The organism is Promicromonospora sp. MEB111, assembly GCF_030209445.1.
In the GTDB taxonomy this organism is placed as follows: Bacteria; Actinomycetota; Actinomycetes; order Actinomycetales; family Cellulomonadaceae; genus Promicromonospora.
This window is the reverse complement of the sequence record NZ_JARVSD010000013.1, coordinates 190,761-211,031: the sequence shown is the minus strand read 5'-3', so window position 1 is coordinate 211,031 and position 20,271 is coordinate 190,761. Positions and strand designations below refer to the sequence as shown.

The window sequence follows — 20,271 nt, the reverse complement described above, 5'->3', positions numbered from 1 at the left end:
CCGGGCCAGCACCTGCTCGGCGAGCCGCTGGGCCGGGGCCTCCCAGGCGGGTTCGCCCAGCCGGACGGCGGCGTCCTGCAGCAGGAACGCAGCCAGCAGCGCGATGTTGGTGTAGTGCGCGCCGACGCCGCGCGCGAGCGACCCCTCGACGGCCCGCCGCAGCGCGGCCTCCACCCGCGGGCCCAGGTCACCCGCCAGGGCCTCGGGGAACTCGTTGGCCACGATCACCAGGGTCGTGCCGATGAACTCGCGCCAGTTCGGGTCGTAGTCGCGCCACGCGACGGACTGCGCCGTCGGGCGCGCCTCGTGCGGGCTGCGCAGCCACGTGCCGTGGAACGGCATCCCCGGGGCGTCGAGCTGGTGGTCCAGCACGCGGCCCAGGGCGTGCCGGGCGCGGTCGGCATCGGCCTCCGCGTCGTCCCGGGCGGGCAGGTTCCGCACGAGCAGGCCCAGGGCGTACCAGCCGGTCTCGCGCACCATGTGCCCCACGGGCGCGCCGCCCCCGCCGCCCGGCTCCTCGGGCGCGCGGAGCAGCCCGGCCTCCGGGTCCCACTGCCCGTCCATCCAGTCCAGGGAGCGCGCGGTCAGGTCACGGGCCTCGGGAGTGAGCCGGGCAGGTCGCATCGTCGCAGGTACCTCGTCCTCGTCGGTGAGCGGTCGGTGAGTGTTCGGGCCAGTGCTCGGGTCGGCGCTCGGGTCAGGCGGGCGGTCGGGCGGCGCCCACGCTCTCACACGTCCCGGTCAGGGGATCAGCCGGTCCACGATCTCCAGCGTGTCCTCCGTGAAGTGGCCGTCGTCGCGCACCACGAGCGTGCCGCCGAGCTTGTCGAACATCGCGCGGCCCTGCTCGGCGTCGCAGCCGAACTCGTCGGTCACGGAGTTGAGGAACACCAGGTCCCGGGCGTGCGCGCGGATCGCGTCCCAGTCGTAGGACTCCTGCAGCACCGGCTCCGGGCCGGGGTTCGGGTTGGTCGAGTAGCCGCCCACCAGCACCGCCTGCGCCACGGTCACGTCGAGGTGCTCCAGCAGCGCCAGGAGCAGGGCGGCCCCGCCGGAGTGCCCCACGAGCACGGTGTCCTCGTCGAACGTGTGCGCGGCCAGCACCGTGGGCAGGAACGTCGCGACCGGCTCGACGTTGGTGCCGGGGTGGTGCGGCGTCTCGACGTCGTACCCGCGCTGCCGGAGCCGGTCCGCGAGCCACGGGTACCAGATCCACGCCGGGTCGGCGTTGGTCCCGTGGAAGATGATCGCCCTGCGTCCCATCAGCTCTCCTTTGTCGCGGGAACGGACGGCGGCGTCCGTTCCCGCGTGGTGTCCGGCGTGGTCTCCGGCGTGGACGGTACCGCTCGGCCCGGCCGCACGACCGGGTCCACGACGAGGTTGACCTGGTCGAGCACCGGCTCGAAGCCGATGACCGCGTATACGCGGTTGGACACCGGGTTGCCCTTGTCGGTGTAGAGGCAGACCCGGTGGCCGTCGTCGAGCACGCGCTGCGCGACGTCGGCCACGAGCGCCCGGGCATAACCGCGCCCCCGGTGCTCGCGCGGGGTGTAGACCGGGCCGATCCGCACCACGCCGTACGACGGCGGCCGGGCGCCGGTCAGCTGGACCACCTCGCCGCCGACGTCCCAGAGCCAGACGGCGCCCTCCTCGATCCGCTCCCGGGCGCCGCCGATCCGCAGCGGCTCCGCGTCCTCGTCGGGCGCTCGACCCGCCTGGGCGTCGGCCTCCGTGTGGAACACGTCGAACCACGCGGTGACCACGTCCAGGTCGGCGAGCGTGGCGAGCCGGGCGCGGCCCGACGGCGGCGGGGTGGGCCGGACGATCCGCGTCGCCTCCCACAGCCGCTCCGGCCGGTCCGCGCGCACGGTGCCGCCCGTCGTCCGCCGCACCTCGTCGGTGAACGCGCGGACGGCGGTCACGGGGCCGTTCGCCGAGGTCAGCGGGGCGTCGCCGGCGCGGGCGGTCCGGTCCAGGGCGGCGCGGGCGAGCAGCCGCGCGGCATCCTCGGGCAGGTCGGGCACCCAGACGGTGTGCGGCGGGTGCGGCATGGTGCGCATCGACACGCCGACGACGGCGTCGTGCTCCCGCACGACCGCCCACCACATCGGGTGCTCCGGGCGCGGCCCGCCGGGGGTGAACGACCGGGCGGCCTGACGCGTCACCGACGCGACGACGCTCCAGACCACGGGCTGGGCGGCCAGCAGGTCGCCCGCGACGTCCAGGACGGTCGCCGGATCATCGAACAGCTCGACGCTGTAGGCGCTGGTCATCCAGGAATCCTGACACGCGGCCCGCCCCGGATCGAGCACATTCCGCCGCCCGGGCCGACCACCCCACGAGCTGCCGACCACACCAGCCGCCGCGGGTCAGCGGACCAGCCGGACCTCCAGCAGGTCCGTGTCCGGGTCCGTCGCGGTGACGCCGTCGGGCAGGAAGCCGGCCCGTTGCAGGAACTTGCGCGCCCGCGGGTTGGAGGCGAACGTCCAGACCTGGGCCGACGTGCCGGGCGGGAGGATGTTCTCCAGCAGCGCGTGGCCCACGTTGGTGCCGTGGAAGGCCGGGTCCACGTACAGCTCGTGCAGCTCGATCGGCTTGGCCGGCGGCTGCCCGAGGTGCGGGCCGGACGGGTTCTTCATCGCGAAGCCGACGATCTTGTCGCCCACCTCGGCGACGAGGGCCTTGTTGCCGGCGGCGAGGATCCGCATCCAGCCCTCGGTGCGGGTGCCGAGGGTCTCGGTCTTCCAGTGCTCGGGCGGCAGGAGGTCCTCGAACATGGCGCGCCGGGTGGTCCAGTGCACGGCGGCGATGCCGACGGCGTCGTCGGGGGTCGAGGCGCGGACGTGGAAGTCTGACATGGGGGGAACGGTAACCCGACTACCTGACCATCCGGACCTCGGCCAGGTCAGCGGTGCTCGTGTCGACCACCCGGGCACCCTCCATGGCAAAGCCGTTGCGCTCGTAGAAGCGGCGCGCCCGCGGGTTGTCCTCCGCGACCCAGAGCTGGGCCGGGGTCCCGGGCGGCACCACGGCGTCCAGCAGCGCCTGCCCGACGCCGGTCCCGTGGTACGCCGCCAGGACGTAGAGCAGGTAGAGCTGCCGGGCGCGCACGGGCAGCACGTCCTCCTGCTCGACGGCGTCGCCGGCCATCGCGATGCCGACCACCTCGCCGTCGGCATCGGCGACCACGGGTGCCGCGCCGTTCGACAGCCACCGCTCCCACGTCGTGATGCGGCGCTCGAGCGTGGCCGTGGCCCAGAACTCGGGCGGGAGGATCGCCCCGTAGGTCGTGACCCAGGTGGTGTGGTGCACCTGGGCGACCGCGGCGGCGTCGGACAGCGTGGCTGTGCGCAAGATCACGACGCGAAACATACTCCCGCGCCGGGGTGCCCGACGACACGCGGCCACCACCCGGCCGTTCCCCGACCGGAAACCGGGCCTGACCTGGGCGTCAGCCCTTGTGCAGGGTCCCCACCAGGCACTCCTCGATGCCGACCGCCGACAGGAGCCGCGACGGCACCGCCCCGAGCCAGCCGACCGCCTCGTACGCGGGCACGAGCCGCACGTCCTTGACCACGAAGTCGGCCCCGCCGCGCGTCAGCCGCACGTTGCCCGCGCTCATCGTGTTGCGGGCCCAGTCCGTGCCCGAGCCCCACGGCAGCGGCAGCACCGCCAGGACCTCCTCCTCGGGCCGGGCCGCGAACGCGACCAGGGGAGTGCGGTACTCCACCCCGGACCGGCGGCCCACGTGGTGCAGCACCACCCACGGCGGGATGCGTCCGGCGACGCGGAGCACCCACGGGTTGAGAACCTTGCCTGCCTGGACGACGAACTCTGGTGCGGCCATGGCTCCCATCATGGAACAGGTCCGCGCATCCGTCAGCCCCAGGACGCCGCCCGATGCGTCAGTCGCGCTCGAAGGAGAGCACCGGCCGGCCCGTCCGGGGGTGGCGCAGCACGTCCACGCGGACGCCGTAGACCGGCTCCAGCACCTCCGGGACCAGCACCTCGCCGACGGGGCCCGCCGCGACCACGCGGCCGTGGTCGAGCACCACCAGGTGGTCGCAGGTCGCGGCGGCGAGGTTCAGGTCGTGCAGCGCGGCGACGACGGTCACGCCGTCCGCCGCGAGGTCGCGCAGCACCCGCATGGCGTGCAGCTGCGCGGAGATGTCCAGATGGTTGGTCGGCTCGTCGAGCAGCAGCAGGCGGGGCTGCTGCGCCAGGGCGCGGGCCATGTGCACCCGCTGGCGCTCGCCGCCCGACAGCGTGCCGACCTCGCGGTCCGCGAGCTCCTTGGCGCCCGCGGCGTCGAGGGCCGACCGCGCGGCCGCACGGTCCGCGTCGGAGTCGCCCGCCAGCAGCGAGCGGTGGGGGATGCGGCCCAGCAGCACGGCGTCCAGCACGGTCAGCGGCAGGTCGGTCGTCGCGTCCTGCTCCACGAGGGCGAGCACGCGGGCGCGCTCGCGCCGGGGCAGCGCGGCCAGGTCGGCGCCGTCGAACGTGGTGGCCGGTCCGGCCTCGTCCCGGGTCGCGGACGACGGCGCCCGCCCCGCCCGCTGCACCCCGGCCAGCACCCGCAGCAGGGTCGACTTGCCGGACCCGTTCGGGCCGAGCAGCCCGGTGACGGCGCCCGCCGGGGCGACCACCCCGACGTCGTCCAGGATCGCCCGTGACGAGATCTCCCAGAACACCCCCTCGGCCGCAAGCCCCGACCGTCGAGTGCCGGGTATGTGGTGGTCGGGGGCGCTGGAGACCCACAGCTGTCCGGCACTCACCGCTGGTTTCCCTTCCACAGGAGGAACGCGAAGACCGGGGCGCCGATCGCCGCGGTGACGATGCCGACCGGCAGCTCGCGCGGCTCGAACACCGTGCGGGCCAGCGTGTCGGCCCAGACCAGGAACGACGCCCCGGCCAGCGCGGACAGGGGCAGCAGCAGGCGGTGCCGCGCGCCCGTGAACAGCCGCACCGCGTGCGGCAGGATGAGCCCGACGAACCCGATGGACCCGCTCTGCGACACGAGGGCCCCGGTCAGCAGCGCCACGCCGATCAGCAGGATCCACCGGGCCCGGTTCACGGGCACGCCCAGGGCGGCGGCCGCGGTGTCGCCGAACGTGAACGCGTCCAGCACGGACCCGGTCAGCGCGAGCAGCGTGCCGAGCACCAGGACGGCGCCGCCGGCGATCGCCACCGACGTCCAGGTCGCGGACGCGACCGAGCCCATCAGCCACGACAGCACCTCGCGGAACGCGTCGCCCTTGGCCGACCAGAAGATCACGAACGACACGGCCGCCGCGCAGAGCTGGCTGATCGCCAGCCCCGCCAGGACCGTGCGTGTCGGTGTGATCGTGCCGAGCGCACCGGCCAGCGTGAGCGCCAGGGCGAGCGCGCCGACCGCCCCGGCGAACGCCGCGACCGGGAGCAGCAGCGGGACGCCCGCGAGCAGCACCAGGACGGCGCCCAGGGACGCGCCCGAGGAGAGCCCCAGCAGGTACGGGTCGGCAAGGGGGTTGCGCGTGAGCGACTGCATCACCGCGCCGCAGACCGCCAGGCCCGCGCCGACGGCCGCCGCGGTGAGGATGCGGGGCATCCGCAGCTGCCACACCATGCCGTCGCGCAGCGCGGAGAGCGGCTCCAGCCCGAGCGGCCCGCCGAGCCCGAGATGCGTGGCGAGCGACCGGCCCACCTCGGACAGGGCCAGGTCCGCCGGCCCGATCGTCACCGCCACGCCGACGCTCAGCACGAGGACGAGCGCCGCGACGGGCAGCGCCAGCCAGCCTGCGGACCGCGAGGAGACGCCCGGCACGCCCGGCCGGGCGCTCGGCGCGCTCGATCGGCCGGCCACGCCCGGCACGGAGCCGCTCACCGGTCGAGGTCCGCCAGCTGGTCCACCACCGAGGCGACGGCGTCGACGTTCCGCACGCCGGCCTCGGTCGCCGGGAAGGGCAGCACGACGTACCGCTCCTCCTTGACCGCCGACATCTCGCGGGTGGCGGGGTTCGACTCCAGCGCCTCGATCTTGGCGTCCGCCGGGTTCCACGCGGCGTCGACCAGCACGATCACGTCGGGATCGGCCTCGACCACGTTCTCCCAGCCGAGCGACGTCCACGTGTCGTGGACGTCGGCCGCGACGTTGGTCAGTCCGGCGGCCTCCATGATCATCTGGGGTGCGCCGATGCCCGCGCCGACGTACGGGGTGTCGTCGCCCGAGGACCACCACAGCGCCGTCAGGCCGCGGCCGTCGGGCTCGATCGCGTCCAGCGCCGCCCGCTGCTCCTCGACGAGCGCGGCCGCGGCGTCGCCGGCGTCGAACAGGGAGCCGACCTCCTCGATCTCCGCGAACACCGTGTCGAACGTGAGCGGGTCCGGCATGTACCCGTCCTCCTTGCAGGCGGCGGGGGAGACGTACGTGGCGACGCCGAGCCTGGCGAGGGTCTCGCGGTCGCCCGCGGTCTCCGCCGTCAGGTTGGACTCCCAGCCGGCGTAGACCAGGTCGGGCTCCAGCTCCAGGGTGGCCTCGGAGCCGGGGGCCTCGTCGGCGAACGGCTCGTCCACGGCGGGGACGGTCTCCAGCGAGTCCGGCACCGGCCCGTCGAGGAACGCCGAGCCGACGATCCGGTCGCCGAGGCCGAGCGCCAGCAGCATCTCCGTGGTCGACGACTTGATGGTCACCACCCGCTCGGGCGGCGCGGTGACCTCGGTCTCGAACCCGCAGTTGTCGAGGGTGACCGGAAACCCGGCCGACGCCGGGGACGCGCCCTCGGCGTCCGCCGCGCCGGACGCGGTGGTCGAGCAGGCGGCGAGGGCGAGGGCCGCCGCGGCGGCGAGGGCGGGCAGGGCGACGGTCCGTGCGGACGGGCGGGACGCACGAGACGCACGGGCAGGGCGGGGGTTCACGCGATGGCTCCAAGGGTCGACGAACAGCCCACGGCCAGGAAGCCATGGGTGAGCAGCGACGCGCCATCTCGCGTCCGGGCGGGGAAGCGGCTCACGACGAGAGCCGCATCGGCGGGCCAAAGCGTGGCCCGCGACCCGGCCGCCACATTACACCGGCCGATCTGCGCGTTCCGGGCGCTTTCGCTCTCGGCGTCGAACCGCCGTCGGGCGCCCCACCTGGCCCGACGGCGTCCGTGCCGCGGACGGACACGGACCCGGCCGACGGCGAGCGGCCGCCGACGTTAGGGTGCGGCCATGAGCGACAGCACCGCCCCGCAGACCGGTTCCGAGACCAAGCCGACCCGACGCGCCCTGGTGACCGGTGCGTCGTCGGGCATCGGTGCCGCGACCGCCCGCCGGCTGCGTGCCGACGGGTGGGACGTCGTGGCCGCGGCCCGGCGCGCGGACCGCCTCGAGGCGCTCGCGGCGGAGACCGGCTGCGAGGTCTACGCCGTCGACCTGACCGACGACGTCGCCGTCGCCGCGCTCGCGGAGCACCTCGCCGCGACCGGCGGGCTCGACGCCGTCGTGAACAACGCGGGCGGTGCGCTCGGGCTGGACCGCGTGGAGGCCGCCGACATCGACGGCTGGCGGCAGATGTACGAGATCAACGTGCTGGGCACGCTGCGCGTGACCAAGGCGGTGCTGCCCCTCCTGCGCGAGGCGGGCGCCGCGAAGGGCGTGGCCGACGTCGTGAACGTGACCTCGACCGCCGCCCAGGGCGCCTACGAGGGCGGCGCCGGGTACACGGGCGCCAAGCACGCCGAGCACATGCTGTCCCAGACGCTGCGCTGGGAGATCGCGGGCGAGCCGGTGCGCGTCATCGAGGTGGCCCCCGGCGCCGTGGCGACCGAGGAGTTCTCGCTGGTCCGGTTCGGCGGCGACGCCGCGAAGGCCGCCGCCGTCTACGAGGGCTACACGCCGCTGGTGGCCGACGACATCGCCGACACGATCGCCTGGACCCTGTCCCGCCCCGACCACGTCAACATCGACCTGGTCACGGTGCGGCCCCGGGCGCAGGCGCACAACTCGAAGATCGTGCGCAACACCGGGATCTGAGCGCCGCCGCCGCGTCCCCTGGCCGGCGCGGGCAAGTCCTTACGGGATCGTCATGATCCGCGTCAGGGCTCGGTTCCCGCAGGAACCCGTGCCAGGCTGAGCTCATGACTCAGGCAACCGAGAGCCCGGCGGCCGCGCAGGCCGACCGCAGCCCGGGAGACACGGGCTGGGCCGCGCTGGCGGGCGTGCTCGCCGGGGGTGCGGGACTCGCCGTCGCGGAGCTCGTCGCCGCCGTCGTCGCACCCGGCGCGAGCACGCTCTTCGCGGGCGGCGCCGCCGTGGTCGACGCGGTGCCCGGATGGCTCAAGGACTTCGCCGTGCAGTGGTTCGGCACCAACGACAAGGCGGTCCTGCTCGGGACGATGGGCGTGGTCCTCGCCGTGGGCGCGGCGCTCGCGGGCTGGCTGGAGCTGCGCCGGCCGCCGTTCGGCGCGCTGCTGATGGGCGCCGTCGGCGTGGTCGGGGCCATGGTCGCGGTGCTGCGCCCGGACGCGACGCCGCTGTGGGCGCTGCCCAGCATCGTCGGGTTGGGTGCCGCGGTCCTCCTGCTGCGCGCGGCCGTGGCGCGGCTGCGACCGGTGCCGTCCCGGCGCGCGGCGTCGGGCAGCGGGGGCTCGGGCAGCGCTGCGCCGGACGGCGGGGTGGACCGCCGCGGCTTCCTGACCGTCTCCGGCATCACCGTGGGCGTGGCCGCGCTGGCGCTGGTGGGTTCGCGCGTGCTCTCGGCGGGTTCGACGGCGGTGAGCGCCGTCCGCGACAAGCTGCGCCTGCCCACGGCCCGCACGACGGCGCCCCCGGTGCCCGCAGGGGCTGACCTGAAGCTCGACGGCCTCACCCCGTACGTCACGCCGAACCCGGACTTCTACCGCATCGACACGGCGCTGATCGTGCCGCAGGTCAACCCCGAGGACTGGTCGCTGGAGGTCCACGGCCTGGTGGAGGAGCCGTTCACGATCACCTGGGACGAGCTCCTCGCGCTCCCGCTGGAGGAGCACCACGTGACGCTGGCCTGCGTGAGCAACACCGTGGGCGGCGACCTCATCGGCAACGCGCTCTGGCTCGGCTACCCGATCCGCGCGCTGCTGGAGCGCGCCAAGCCGCGGGCGGGCGCCGACATGGTGCTCTCCCGGAGCACCGACGGCTTCACCGCCGGCACGCCGCTGGAGGTGCTGCAGGACCCCGACCGCGACAGCCTGCTCGCGATCGGCATGAACGGCGAGCCGCTGCCCGTGGAGCACGGCTTCCCCGCGCGGCTCGTGGTGCCCGGCCTGTACGGGTACGTGTCGGCCACCAAGTGGGTCACGTCGCTGGAGGTCACCACCTTCGACGCCGACCAGGGCTACTGGACACCGCGCGGCTGGTCCGCGCTGGGACCGATCAAGATCGAGTCGCGCATCGACGTGCCGCGCGGTTCCGCGCCCGCCGGCGCGGTGACCGTGGCCGGCGTCGCCTGGGCGCAGCACACGGGCATCGGCAAGGTGGAGGTCCGGGCCGACGACGGCGACTGGGTCACCGCCGAGCTCGCCGAGACGGTGGGTCCCGACACGTGGCGCCAGTGGCACGCGTCGATCGACCTGGCCGCGGGCAACCACACGCTGGCGGTGCGCGCCACGGACGCCGACGGCCTGGTCCAGACGGAGGCCGAGGCGCCGCCCGCCCCCGACGGCGCGACGGGCTGGCACACGGTGACGGTTTCGGTGGGCTGACCGTCAGCAGAACGGCGCCGACGCCGACGACGTCGCCGCCACGAGCAGCCCGTGGAGCTGGTCGCGCTGCTCCGGCCGGAGGGTCTCGAAGACCTCGTCCTCGACGGCCGCGAGCGCGGCCTCCGCCTGGCAGAGCAGCGTCACGCCGTCGTCGGTCAGGGAGACCACGTGCCGGCGCCGGTCCTGCGGCGAACGCCGCCGCTCGACCAGGTGCTTGCCCTCCAGCTCGTTGAGCAGCCCCACGATGTTCGTGCTGTCCAGCACGAGCGCGGCGGCCAGGTCCTGCTGCGTGATCTCGGCCCGGTCGCGGAGCACCGTCAGGGCCACGAGGTGGCGGGTGCGCAGGCCGAGGGGCGCGAGCGCGGACTCGCTGCGCCGGCGCAGGTGGCGGGCCAGGTAGTCGATGAGCGCGCCCGATCGGCGTACCGACTGCGCCAGTACCGGCGGCTCCTCCACGGCATCTCCTTCGTCGTCGCGACCCCGCAACTCTACGGGAGCACGGGGTCGCGACGTGGGGAATTACGCCGTGAGCGGGCGCTCAGGCGGTGGCGACCGCGGGCGCCCACAGGTCGTCGATGGCGGCCTCGGCCTGCCGGCGGCTCTCCTCGGCCAGCGGCACCAGCCCGGCCATCGCGGGGTTGGTCCCCGCGAGCGTCAGCTCGGTGGTGATGAAGCGCGGCTCCAGCCCCACCATCGCCACACCGTGCGGCAGCCACGCCGTCGCGTGGTCCCAGCCCTGCCGCGGGGCGCCCTCGCCGTACCCGCCGCCGCGGGAGACCACCACGACGAAGTCGCGCCCGCCGAGCAGGCCCTTCCCGGTCTCGGGGTCGATGGACAGCCCGGGCGCCATCAGGTGGTCCACCCAGGACTTCACCGTGCTCGGCGCCCCGTAGTTGTAGATCGGCAGGCCGAGCAGCACGGTGTCGGCGGCGGCGACCTCGCCCACGAGCTCCGAGATGCGGGCCCACGACTCGGCCTGCTCGGGGGTGTGCTGGTCGGCCGGCAGGCCGCGGCTGACGTTGGCGGCGGCGTCGAAGTGCGGCACCGGGTGGGCGCCGAGGTCGCGGTAGGTCACCGTGCCGCCCGGGTGCGCGGCGTGCCAGGCGCTCGCGGCCCGTGCGGTGAGCTGCCTGCTGACCGAGTTGTCGCCCTGGATGCTCGCGTCGATGTGCAGCAGTGTTGCCATGGTCGGGTTCCTCCTGGAGGTGTCGTGTCCGGCCGATGCGGCCTCCAGGATCAATCATTCGTGAACCACATAGTATTTCCGAAGAACATGTGATCTGGATCACTCCGTGGCGCCTCGGGTGCGGTCGCCGATGACTTCCGGTGGCCCGCGCCGTCGACCAGGAGAACGATGAGGTGCGAGCGCAGGTCTTGACCTCAACCTTCGTTGAGGTACTGGAGTTGTCCCATGAGTCACGAACCGCAGTCCGCCGCCGACGTCGCCCCGCGCCTTCGGCTGGCCGACCCGACCGTGCGAACCTTCGCCCAGCTGTTGGTGAACGTGCTGCTCGTAGGCGTCATCAACTACACGGTGTGGTTCGCCGTCACGTTCTTCGTGTTCCTGGAGACCCGGTCGGTCTTCGCGACGGGCGTCATCGCCGGCCTGTTCCTCGTCGCGATGGTCGGCACCGGCGTGTGGTTCGGCAGCCTGGTGGACCACCACCGCAAGAAGTTGGTGATGCAGGCCTCGGCCCTGGTGTCGTTCGCGTTCTACGCGGTCTGCCTGGCCATGTACCTGCTCACGCCGGCCGAGGAGTGGACCGACCCGGGCAGCGTCCGCCTCTGGGTCCTGATCGTGCTCCTCATGTGCGGGGTGATCGCGGGCAACCTGCGCTCCATCGCGCTCCCGACGGTGGTCACGGCCCTCTTCGACGACAGCCTCCGGGACCGCGCGAACGGTCTGGTCGGCACGGTCCTGGGCATCTCGTTCCTCGTCACGTCGGTGATCAGCGGCCTGCTCGTGGCGCTCGACGGCATGCGGACGTGCCTGGTCCTCGCCCTCGGCGTGCTCGTGGTCGCACTCGTGCACCTGCACTTCGTCAAGGTTCCCGAGTCGCTGTCGCACGCCGCGGCGGAGGGCGAGCCCCGGAGGGTCGACCTGCGGGGCACGATGCGGGTGGTCGGCCGCATCCCCGGGATGTGGGCGCTGATCGCGTTCACCGCGCTGAACAACCTGCTGGGCGGTGCGTTCATGGCGCTCATGGACGCGTACGGGCTGTCGATGATGTCCGTGCAGGCGTGGGGCCTGGTCTGGGGTGCGCTGAGCGCCCTGATGATCGTGGCCGGCCTGCTCATCGCCCGCACGGGCCTCGGGTCCAACCCGGTGCGCACCATCCTGCTGGTCAACCTGGGCCTGTGGGCCGTCACCGTCGTCTTCCCGATGCAGGCCTCGGTGGTCTGGCTCGTGGCCGGACTGGCGGTCTACATGATGGCCATGCCGTACGTCGAGGCCTCCGAGCAGACGGTGCTGCAGAAGGTCGTGCCGTACGAGCGGCAGGGCCGGGTGTTCGGGTTCGCGCAGTCGGTGGAGCAGGCCGCCTCGCCGCTCACGGCGTTCCTGATCAGTCCGCTCACCCAGTTCTTCTTCATCCCGTTCATGCGCGACGGCGGCACGGGTGCCCGCTGGATCGGCGACTGGTTCGGCACGGGCGACGCCCGGGGGATCGCACTCGTGTTCGTGCTCGTCGCGGTGCTCGGCCTCGCCCTGACGGGCTACGCGCTGTCGAGCAGGTACTACCGCCTCCTGAGCCGCCGCTACCGCGAGGCGCCGCCCGCCACCGCAGTTGACGCCGATCCCGCCACGCCGCGCGCCATCTAGCCGTTGACCCCAGCAGTTCCTGCCAAGTCGTCGACCACAGCAGTTGCTGCCAGGAACGGCGACCGGCTGGCAGGAACCGCTGTGGTCAACGGGGGCGGGAGGGGGCCGTGGGGGCGCCACGTCTCGCGGGTCAGGATCTCGGCGACCCGGTCGACGATGTCGCCCGTGGTCAGGTGGGTCGGGAAGAAGCGCAGGATGATGTTCCGGCCCTCGCCGAGCAGCCCGTTCTGGCGCACCACGTCATGCTCCACCTGCCGGTCCGTGCCGTGGAACTCCTGCGAGTCGATCTCCACGATCAGCCAGCGACCGCCGCCCAGGTACCAGACCATGTCGGCCCTGCCGAGAAACCGGCCCGCGGCGTCGAAGAGGTCCCGTTGCAGGTCGTCGGGCGCGATCCCGGCATCGTGCAGCCGCAGGCGGGCGTGGCTCTCGGGCGGTGACTCGGCGCGGCCGTCCGCGAGGGCGAGCCAGGGGATCACCTTGAGCGAGTTCCGTCGGCGTCGGAGCCGACGGCGGATCGTCACCAGCTGCGTCGGCTCGATCAGGCCCCGGTGCAGGGCGCTGTCGAGGCTCGCCACGGCGTCGTCCCTGCTCAGGGTAGGCAGTGCCTGGACCAGGGCGAGCTCCGGCTCGACCACCTCGCGACCGTGGATCCGGACCGTCTCGGCCCGGGTCACGTACTGCCGCAGGGTGGTCCCGTCGCGTGCCCTGCCTGCCGCGCCGCGCGGCAGCGCCGACTCGGGGACGAGGTGTCGGGGCAGCCCCTGGACCCCGTGCAGCATGAGGGCGCAGGCGCCGACGGCGATCGCTCGCCGGTTGGCCAGGAGCGTCGACCAGACCGCGCGTAACCGGGCGATGTCGTAAGGGTGCAGGTCAGCCAGCACGGTGCCGGTGTCGAAGACGCCGCGGGCCACCCGGCGCCAAGCGCCCCCGGCGACGAGATTCCGTCGCCGCGACGGCCCGACGCCGGCGGCCTCGCACTGCTCGGCGGACACGAGCCCGCCCTGCCGCCGCGCGAGCTCGAGAAGCTGCGTCGGGACGGCTTCCTTGGAGGGCACCCCACGATTACACCTGATGATGCCGATTGCTCACTGTTGCTATCCACAAGCTCCGGTGTTGACCACAGCAGTTGCTGCCAGATTTGCCCTCCCTCTGGCAGCAACTGCTGTGGTCAACACCGGGTGGTTGAGGGTGGGGTCAGTCGAGCGACAGGGTCGGGAGGAATGACCCGACGAAAGCCTCGGCCGTCTCGTGGGGGAGGTTCAGCGTGATGACGTAGGCGCCCTCGCCGGTGGCCGGCTCGAGGACCAGCATCGTCGGGCCCTTCTGATCGTCGGGGACCTCGGTGCCGGCGGGCAGGCCATAGACCTCGGCGGCTACGTCGAACGCCTCGGCGCGCTCTGCCCCCGGCAGGTCGAACGGCTCGCCGCCGGTCCGGTCGGCGATGCCCGGCCACGCCGGGGTCGAGGAGCCCTCGTCGTAGTAGGCCATCCGGAGGAACGGCGGGGCGTCGGGGTCCACGCTGCTGTGCCACATGTCCGAGGTCACGCCGGGCTCGTCCACGACCGGGCCGCTGGTCACGATCTCGGGCGGCAGGGCGTAGGTCAGGCCCGCCAGCTCGTGCGTGTGCCAATCGGCCGGCACGTCCGCCGCCGACCCCAGCGCGTCCTTCGCCGCGTCCCGGACCTCCTCCTCCGAGACGCTGGACGACGGGTCCGCCGACGCCGACGCCGACGGCGCCGCGCCCGGCAGCAGCACGCCGGCCGTCGTCGGGCCGCCGAGGGCGAACGCGGCGCCCGCGAAGGCCGCCACCGCCGTCACCCCGCCACCGGTCACGAGGACCGCCCGGCGGGTGCGCGTGCGGCGCACGGCGACGCGGGCCATGTCGTGCGGGTTCCCCGGGGTCGGCGGCGTGACACCGCCGCTCACCTCGCGCACGTGCGCCAGCCAGCCGTCGTCGGCCGGCTCGGGGGTGTGGTCGTTGCTGGTCATGCGTCCTGTCCTTCCGAGAGCAGTGCGCGCAGGCGGGCGAGGCCGCGTGCGCCCTGGGACTTCACGTTGCCGACGCTGACGCCGAGCTCCTCGGCGACGTCGGCCTCCGACCGGTCGAGCAGGTGCCGGAGCACCACGACCCGCCGCTGGCCCGGCCCGAGCTGCCGGAGCGCCCGCACGAGGCGCTCCCGCTCCGCGACCTGGGCGCCGCCGTCGCCGACGGCGTCCTGCCGGGCCTCCTGCGCGACGGCCACGTTCTCCGGCGGCTGGAGCACCTCGCGGCGGGTGCGCCGCCACCCGTCGATGCGGGCGGTGGCCAGCACCTTCCGGGCGTAGGCGAACGGGTTGCCGTCGATCCGGGACCAGCGGCGGTAGGTGCGCTCCAAGGCGATCTGGGTGAGGTCGTGCGCGCGGTGGTCGTCACCGCACAGCAGGTAGGCGATGCGGTGCAGCGCCGCGGTGTGCTCGACGGCGAAGAGCCGGAACTGCTCCTCGGCGGACGCGCCGGTGCGGACCACCGAGAATCCGGACGTGGCGTCCGGGCTCGCCACCGGCTCGGCCGGCCGGGACGTGCGGACCGGCGGACCGGTCGCTTCGCTGATTGTGCTCATGCCCCCTGGACGTGTCCCGGGTCCGATCAGGTTGCACGCGGGATCTTTCCGGTTGCCGGGGTTCGGTACGATTGCCCCACAGGCATCGACCCGGCCATCACCGGTGAGCCTCCGGAAGAACAGGTCACCCACCGCCGTCAGGCAGCGGGGAACCCCAGTAGAACCGGACGGGTAGGCCCGTCACAGCCGTCAACGAGCGGCCGGCCGCGCCAGCGGACGGCAAGCGGGGTGGTACCGCGGCGCACCCAGGTGCGGCGTCCTCGCAGCAGAGCACCACAGAAGTCCACCTGCTGCCGAACCGAGTACCCGCCAGGAGCCAGAAGAATCATGGCCTATCCGCTGCACCGTCCCAGCGACGCCGAGGGCGCCGTCCCCGCATCACCGAGCCTGCCCGACCTCGAGCGCGACATCCTCGCGTACTGGGAGCAGGACGACACCTTCCGCGCGTCGGTCGACGCCCGCCCGGCCGGCGAGAACGGCAGCAACGAGTTCGTCTTCTACGACGGCCCGCCGTTCGCCAACGGCCTGCCGCACTACGGCCACCTGCTGACCGGCTACGCGAAGGACGTCGTGCCGCGCTACCGCACGATGCGCGGGCAGCGCGTCGAGCGCCGCTTCGGCTGGGACACGCACGGTCTGCCGGCGGAGCTGGAGGCCATGAGCCAGCTCGGTATCAAGACCAAGGAAGAGATCGTCGAGCTGGGCATCGACAAGTTCAACGAGGCCTGCCGCTCCAGCGTGCTCAAGTACACCGACGAGTGGCGCACGTACGTGACGCGCCAGGCGCGCTGGGTGGACTTCGAGAACGACTACAAGACCCTGAACCCGACGTTCATGGAGAGCGTCATCTGGGCCTTCAAGTCGCTGTTCGACAAGGGCCTGATCTACGAGGGCTTCCGCGTGCTGCCCTACTGCTGGAACGACCAGACGCCGCTGAGCAACCACGAGCTGCGCATGGACGACGACGTCTACCAGCAGCGCCAGGACCCGGCCGTCACGGTCGGCTTCCGCGTGACCGAGGTGCCGTCCGGCGCGGACACGCTGCAGGTGGACGACCACCTGCTCATCTGGACCACGACGCCGTGGACCCTGCCGTCCAACCTGCTGGTCATGGTGGGGCCGGACGTCGACTACGCGATCGTCGAGTCGTCGTTCACCGGTACGCCGCAGCGGTACGTGCTGGCCGACGCGCGCGTGGCGGCGTACGCCCGGGAGCTCACGGACGAAGGTGCCGAGGAGCCGACCGTCGTCGGGCGCCTCAAGGGGAGCGACCTGCTGGGCGCGGCCTACGCGCCGCCGTTCGCCTACTTCGAGGGCCACCCGGGTGCGCACCGCGTGGTCGAGGCCGACTTCGTCAACACGACCGACGGCACCGGCCTGGTGCACAACGCCGGCGCGTTCGGTGAGGAGGACAAGCAGGTCAGCGACCGCGAGGGCGTGGAGCCGGTGATCCCCGTGGGTGCCGACGGCGCGTTCATCTACCCGGTCGAGGAGTACGCGGGCCTGCAGGTCTTCGCGGCGAACGCCCCGATCATCGACCACCTCAAGGCGCGCACGCGTGGTGCGGGCGACGACGAGGCCGGGCGGACGACGCCGGGCACCGTGCTGCTGCGCCGCGAGCAGTACGCGCACTCCTACCCGCACTGCTGGCGCTGCCGCAACCCGCTGATCTACATGGGCGTGTCCTCGTGGTTCGTCGAGGTGACGAAGTTCAAGGACCGCATGGGCGAGCTGAACCAGGAGATCACCTGGGTGCCCGACCACATCAAGGACGGCCAGTTCGGCAAGTGGCTGGAGAACGCCCGCGACTGGTCGATCACGCGCAACCGGTTCTGGGGCTCGCCCGTGCCGGTCTGGAAGTCGGACAACCCGGCGTACCCGCGGATCGACGTCTACGGGTCGTTCGAGGACCTGGAGAAGGACTTCGGGCGGCTGCCGCTGGACCAGGACGGCCAGCCGAACCTGCACCGGCCGTTCGTCGACGACCTGACCCGGCCCAACCCGGACGACCCGACGGGGCAGTCCACGATGCGCCGCGTCGAGGACGTGCTGGACGTCTGGTTCGACTCCGGCTCCATGCCGTACGGCCAGGTGCACTACCCGTTCGAGAACGCGGACTGGTTCGAGCACCACTTCCCGGGCGACTTCATCGTGGAGTACATCGGCCAGACCCGCGGCTGGTTCTACATGATGCACGTGCTGTCCACGGCGCTGTTCGACCGGCCCGCGTTCAAGACGGCGGTCTCGCACGGCATCGTGCTGGGCTCCGACGGCCGCAAGATGAGCAAGTCGCTGAAGAACTACCCGGACGTCAACGAGGTCTTCGACCGCGACGGCTCCGACGCGATGCGCTGGTTCCTCATGGCCTCGCCGATCCTGCGCGGCGGCAACCTCATCGTCACGGAGGACGGCATCCGCGACGCCGTCCGCCAGGTGCTGCTGCCGCTGTGGAGCACGTACTACTTCTTCACGCTGTACGCCAACGCCGCGCAGGGCGGCGCGGGCTACTCCGCCCAGCCGCTGACGCCGGAGCGCGTGGCCGGCCTGCCCGTCATGGACCGCTACCTGCTCGCGCGCACACGTGGCCTGCTCGCCGACGTGACCGAGCAGCTCGACGCGTACGACATCGCGGGTGCCTGCGACTCGGTGCGCCAGTACCTGGACGCGCTGACCAACTGGTACGTGCGCACGCAGCGCGACCGGTTCTGGGCCGAGGACGCCGACGCGTTCGACACCCTGTCGACGGCGCTCGAGGTGCTGTGCCGGGTGATGGCGCCGCTGGCGCCGCTGCTCACGGAGGAGGTCTGGCGCGGCCTGACCGGCGAGCGTTCCGTGCACCTGACGGACTGGCCGTCGCTGGCGCCCGGCTCGCGCGAGGGCGAGGTCCTGGTGGCCGACGACGCGCTCGTCGCCGCCGTCGAGTCCGCGCGGGCCGTGGTGTCGCAGACGTTGGCGCTGCGCAAGGCGAACAAGCTGCGCGTGCGGCAGCCGCTGCGGTCGCTCGTCGTGGCCGTCGCGGACCCGGACGGCGTCGCGCCGTTCACCGGGCTGCTGGAGACGGAGCTGAACGTCAAGGAGGTGCGCCTCGTCGCGTTCTCGCCCGAGGTCGCGGCGTCGTTCGGCGTCACCGAGCGGCTCGCGGTCAACGCGCGCGCGGCCGGGCCGCGCCTGGGCCGGGGCGTGCAGGCCGTGATCAAGGCGGCGAAGTCCGGGGCCTGGTCCGTGTCCGGTTCGGGCGCCGTGGTGGTCGCGACGGCGGACGGCGACGTCGAGCTGCTCGAGAGCGAGTACGAGCTGACGACCGTCGTCGCCGGCGACACCGCCGGGGCCGACGCCGCCGAGCCCACCACGGCGGCGAGCGTGCTGGCCGGCGGCGGGTTCGTGGTGCTCGACCTCGAGCTCGACGACGCGCTGCTGGCGGAGGGTTACGCCCGCGACGTGGTGCGGGACGTGCAGGACGCGCGCAAGGCCGCGGGCCTGCAGGTCGCCGACCGCATCACGCTGGGCCTCACGGTCCCCGCCGAGTGGGTCGCCGCCGTCGAGGCGCACCGCGACCTGGTCTCCCGCGAGACGCTGGCGGAGTCGCTCACCGTCAGCGCCGGGCCGGAGCGCGCGGTGGCGGTCGCCAAGGCCTGATCCCGCTCGTCTGACGCCGCCCGCGGACCGCGGGCGGCGTCAGCTGTCGATGCGGGCGTCCCACTTGTCGAGGATGTCCACCATGGGGATGCCGTAGACGTACGAGAAGCACTGCGTGGTCACCGAGGTGCTGCCGCAGCTGCGGCGGTTGGAGCCGCCGTCGATCATGCCGCGGGCGTACGCCTTGCCGTCGATGACGGCGTACATCGGCCCGCCGCTGTCGCCGCCGCCCACGACCACGCCGCCGTCGTCCCGGCTGGCCCGGAAGCCGTGGCAGGTCTTCTTGCCGCAGCTCCACGCGACGTCGACGGCGCGGACCTCGGCCCCGCAGTGCTCACCCGTGACAGCCCCCGAGGAGCAGATGTTCTGGCCCACGGCGGGCTGCTGCACCCCGACGACGGGGAACCTGTAGCGCGCGTTGACGCTCGACGCGTTCCAGGGCCCGCCGAACACCGAGCCCGACGTCTCGGGCTCGCCGACCGGGTCGATGAGCTCGGCGTCGATCTCGAGGGCGCGGTTGGTGACCTTGCCCAGCTGCTGGCCCTCGCCGTCGCGCACCAGGGAGCCGATCCCCGCGTTGCAGTGCGCCGCGCTGACGATCTTGTGGTTGCCGGCGGCGGTGACGATCGAGAAGCCGGTGGTGCAGTAGTCGGAGCCGCTGCTGGTGGCCATCGCGCTGCCGGCGCTCCACGGCGCGGCGTCGTTGCGGCGGCTGACGGCGGTGGGCTGGACGCCGTCGTCGACGAGCTCGACCCGGACGGGGACGCCGGCGGCGGCGGCCAGGTTCTCGGCCAGGCCGTCCGTCCGGGCGGCGCCCGAGTCCCGGCTGACCTCGACGACCAGACCGGCGTAGTCACCGGCCGGCATCGCCGCGACCACGGCGTCCGGGCCGTGCGCCGCCCGCTGGCTGTCCAGCAGCCGGGTGCTCGCGCCGTGCAGGTCCGCCTCGCTCAGCTCGGCCCGCGCGACGTCGACGGTCACCCCCGCGGGGACCCGCTCCTCCAGCGCGCCGACCGACGTCGGCACGTCGCCCTTCCACGAGACGGTCACCCGCGCGGCGTCGTAGTCGACCGCGACACCGGCATAGCCGGGAGTGCCGGCCAGCGCCGTGGCGGCGTGCGCGGTGTGGTCCACGGCGGACTCGAGGGCGACGCGCTCCGAACCGGTCTCCGCCCGGGTCAGCTCGGCCTGCTCCGCCCCCTGGCCGAGACCGCCGGCCGTCGCCGGAACCGAGACCACCGCCGACGCGGCGAGCGCCGCTGCCGCGACCCCGACGACGATCGTGCGGTGCACCGTGCTCTTTCGTCCCATGCTGTGGTTCCCCCTCGACGAACCTTGCGCATCACGTCCGACGCCGCGATGTCATCGTTCTCGACAGGGTGAAATGCCGCAACACAGGCGTGTGGTTCGCCCGGTGCGATCGCCGGGCTGACCTGCGTTCAGCAGGCGGCACGCGACCGTCTCGCGGGCCCAGGCGGTCCTGGACGTCCTGCTGAACGCAGGTCAGCCGGTC

At 73.4% G+C, this 20,271-nt stretch carries 18 protein-coding genes and 1 pseudogene; 4 read left to right on the top strand and 15 right to left on the bottom strand.

Going from position 1 to position 20,271, the window contains the following annotated elements; translation table 11 throughout:
• Positions 1-9 precede the first annotated feature (9 nt).
• The 9 genes and pseudogenes from QRN56_RS27700 to QRN56_RS16920 form a co-directional block, all read right to left on the bottom strand.
• Positions 10-624, bottom strand: a pseudogene (locus QRN56_RS27700) (DUF8769 domain-containing protein); the annotation flags it as partial.
• 117 nt (positions 625-741) lie between these two features.
• Positions 742-1,263 carry an alpha/beta fold hydrolase gene (locus QRN56_RS16955; RefSeq protein ID WP_285105185.1) on the bottom strand — a complete coding sequence of 174 codons (522 nt, stop codon included), beginning with the start codon at positions 1,261-1,263 and terminating at the stop codon, positions 742-744.
• Positions 1,263-2,273 (bottom strand): GNAT family N-acetyltransferase, encoded by a 1,011-nt coding sequence (locus QRN56_RS16950; protein WP_285105183.1) that lies wholly within the window; start codon positions 2,271-2,273, stop codon positions 1,263-1,265. The genes QRN56_RS16955 and QRN56_RS16950 overlap by 1 nt, the downstream gene beginning before the upstream one ends.
• Positions 2,274-2,369: 96 nt before the next feature.
• Entirely contained in the window at positions 2,370-2,858 is a 489-nt protein-coding gene (locus QRN56_RS16945) for a GNAT family N-acetyltransferase (protein WP_285105181.1), read from the bottom strand.
• Positions 2,859-2,877: 19 nt separating this feature from the next.
• Complete coding sequence (locus tag QRN56_RS16940) at positions 2,878-3,360, bottom strand: GNAT family N-acetyltransferase (RefSeq protein WP_285105179.1); 483 nt, start codon at positions 3,358-3,360, stop codon at positions 2,878-2,880.
• A gap of 91 nt (positions 3,361-3,451) precedes the next feature.
• Positions 3,452-3,847 (bottom strand): PNPOx family protein, encoded by a 396-nt coding sequence (locus tag QRN56_RS16935; protein ID WP_285105177.1) that lies wholly within the window; start codon positions 3,845-3,847, stop codon positions 3,452-3,454.
• A 58-nt stretch (positions 3,848-3,905) separates the two neighbouring features.
• Positions 3,906-4,691 (bottom strand): ATP-binding cassette domain-containing protein, encoded by a 786-nt coding sequence (locus tag QRN56_RS16930; RefSeq protein ID WP_285105317.1) that lies wholly within the window; start codon positions 4,689-4,691, stop codon positions 3,906-3,908.
• 80 nt (positions 4,692-4,771) lie between these two features.
• Positions 4,772-5,803, bottom strand: coding sequence for a putative F420-0 ABC transporter permease subunit (locus QRN56_RS16925; RefSeq protein WP_285105315.1), 1,032 nt, complete (start codon positions 5,801-5,803; stop codon positions 4,772-4,774).
• A 56-nt stretch (positions 5,804-5,859) separates the two neighbouring features.
• Positions 5,860-6,894 carry a putative F420-0 ABC transporter substrate-binding protein gene (locus QRN56_RS16920; RefSeq protein ID WP_285105175.1) on the bottom strand — a complete coding sequence of 345 codons (1,035 nt, stop codon included), beginning with the start codon at positions 6,892-6,894 and terminating at the stop codon, positions 5,860-5,862.
• A gap of 294 nt (positions 6,895-7,188) precedes the next feature.
• Here QRN56_RS16920 and QRN56_RS16915 point away from each other — a divergent pair, with 294 nt between their 5' ends.
• Together QRN56_RS16915 and QRN56_RS16910 are read left to right on the top strand one after the other, a co-directional pair.
• On the top strand, positions 7,189-7,992 hold the full coding sequence (locus QRN56_RS16915) for an SDR family oxidoreductase (protein WP_285105173.1): 804 nt from the start codon (positions 7,189-7,191) through the stop codon (positions 7,990-7,992).
• A 104-nt stretch (positions 7,993-8,096) separates the two neighbouring features.
• On the top strand, positions 8,097-9,698 hold the full coding sequence (locus QRN56_RS16910) for a molybdopterin-dependent oxidoreductase (protein WP_285105172.1): 1,602 nt from the start codon (positions 8,097-8,099) through the stop codon (positions 9,696-9,698).
• 3 nt (positions 9,699-9,701) lie between these two features.
• Here QRN56_RS16910 and QRN56_RS16905 read toward each other — a convergent pair whose 3' ends face one another.
• Both QRN56_RS16905 and QRN56_RS16900 read right to left on the bottom strand, forming a co-directional pair.
• Positions 9,702-10,154, bottom strand: a complete 453-nt coding sequence (locus QRN56_RS16905) for a MarR family winged helix-turn-helix transcriptional regulator (RefSeq protein WP_285105170.1) — start codon at positions 10,152-10,154, stop codon at positions 9,702-9,704.
• Positions 10,155-10,236: 82 nt separating this feature from the next.
• Complete coding sequence (locus QRN56_RS16900; protein WP_285105169.1) at positions 10,237-10,884, bottom strand: FMN-dependent NADH-azoreductase; 648 nt, start codon at positions 10,882-10,884, stop codon at positions 10,237-10,239.
• Between the two features lie 225 nt (positions 10,885-11,109).
• Between QRN56_RS16900 and QRN56_RS16895 the strand changes: the two genes are divergently transcribed.
• Positions 11,110-12,519, top strand: coding sequence for an MFS transporter (locus QRN56_RS16895; RefSeq protein WP_285105168.1), 1,410 nt, complete (start codon positions 11,110-11,112; stop codon positions 12,517-12,519).
• Here the strand turns inward: QRN56_RS16895 and QRN56_RS16890 are convergent.
• The 3 genes from QRN56_RS16890 to QRN56_RS16880 form a co-directional block, all read right to left on the bottom strand.
• Positions 12,516-13,577 (bottom strand): type IV toxin-antitoxin system AbiEi family antitoxin domain-containing protein, encoded by a 1,062-nt coding sequence (locus tag QRN56_RS16890; protein ID WP_285105166.1) that lies wholly within the window; start codon positions 13,575-13,577, stop codon positions 12,516-12,518. The two genes, QRN56_RS16895 and QRN56_RS16890, sit on opposite strands and share 4 nt — an antisense overlap.
• A gap of 139 nt (positions 13,578-13,716) precedes the next feature.
• The gene (locus tag QRN56_RS16885) at positions 13,717-14,511 is read right to left on the bottom strand and encodes a hypothetical protein (RefSeq protein ID WP_285105164.1); all 795 of its coding nucleotides are present in this window, start codon (positions 14,509-14,511) and stop codon (positions 13,717-13,719) included.
• Positions 14,508-15,122 (bottom strand): SigE family RNA polymerase sigma factor, encoded by a 615-nt coding sequence (locus QRN56_RS16880; protein WP_285105163.1) that lies wholly within the window; start codon positions 15,120-15,122, stop codon positions 14,508-14,510. Before QRN56_RS16880 ends, QRN56_RS16885 begins: the two co-directional genes overlap by 4 nt.
• 327 nt (positions 15,123-15,449) lie before the next feature.
• On the opposite strand from QRN56_RS16880, the gene ileS reads away from it, so the two are divergent.
• Positions 15,450-18,758, top strand: a complete 3,309-nt coding sequence (gene ileS, locus QRN56_RS16875) for an isoleucine--tRNA ligase (protein ID WP_285105162.1) — start codon at positions 15,450-15,452, stop codon at positions 18,756-18,758.
• Positions 18,759-18,797: 39 nt separating this feature from the next.
• On the opposite strand, the gene QRN56_RS16870 is transcribed toward ileS, so the two are convergent.
• A complete protein-coding gene (locus QRN56_RS16870; RefSeq protein WP_285105160.1) occupies positions 18,798-20,069 on the bottom strand; it encodes a chymotrypsin family serine protease in 1,272 nt (423 codons plus the stop codon).
• Positions 20,070-20,271: the final 202 nt, after the last annotated feature.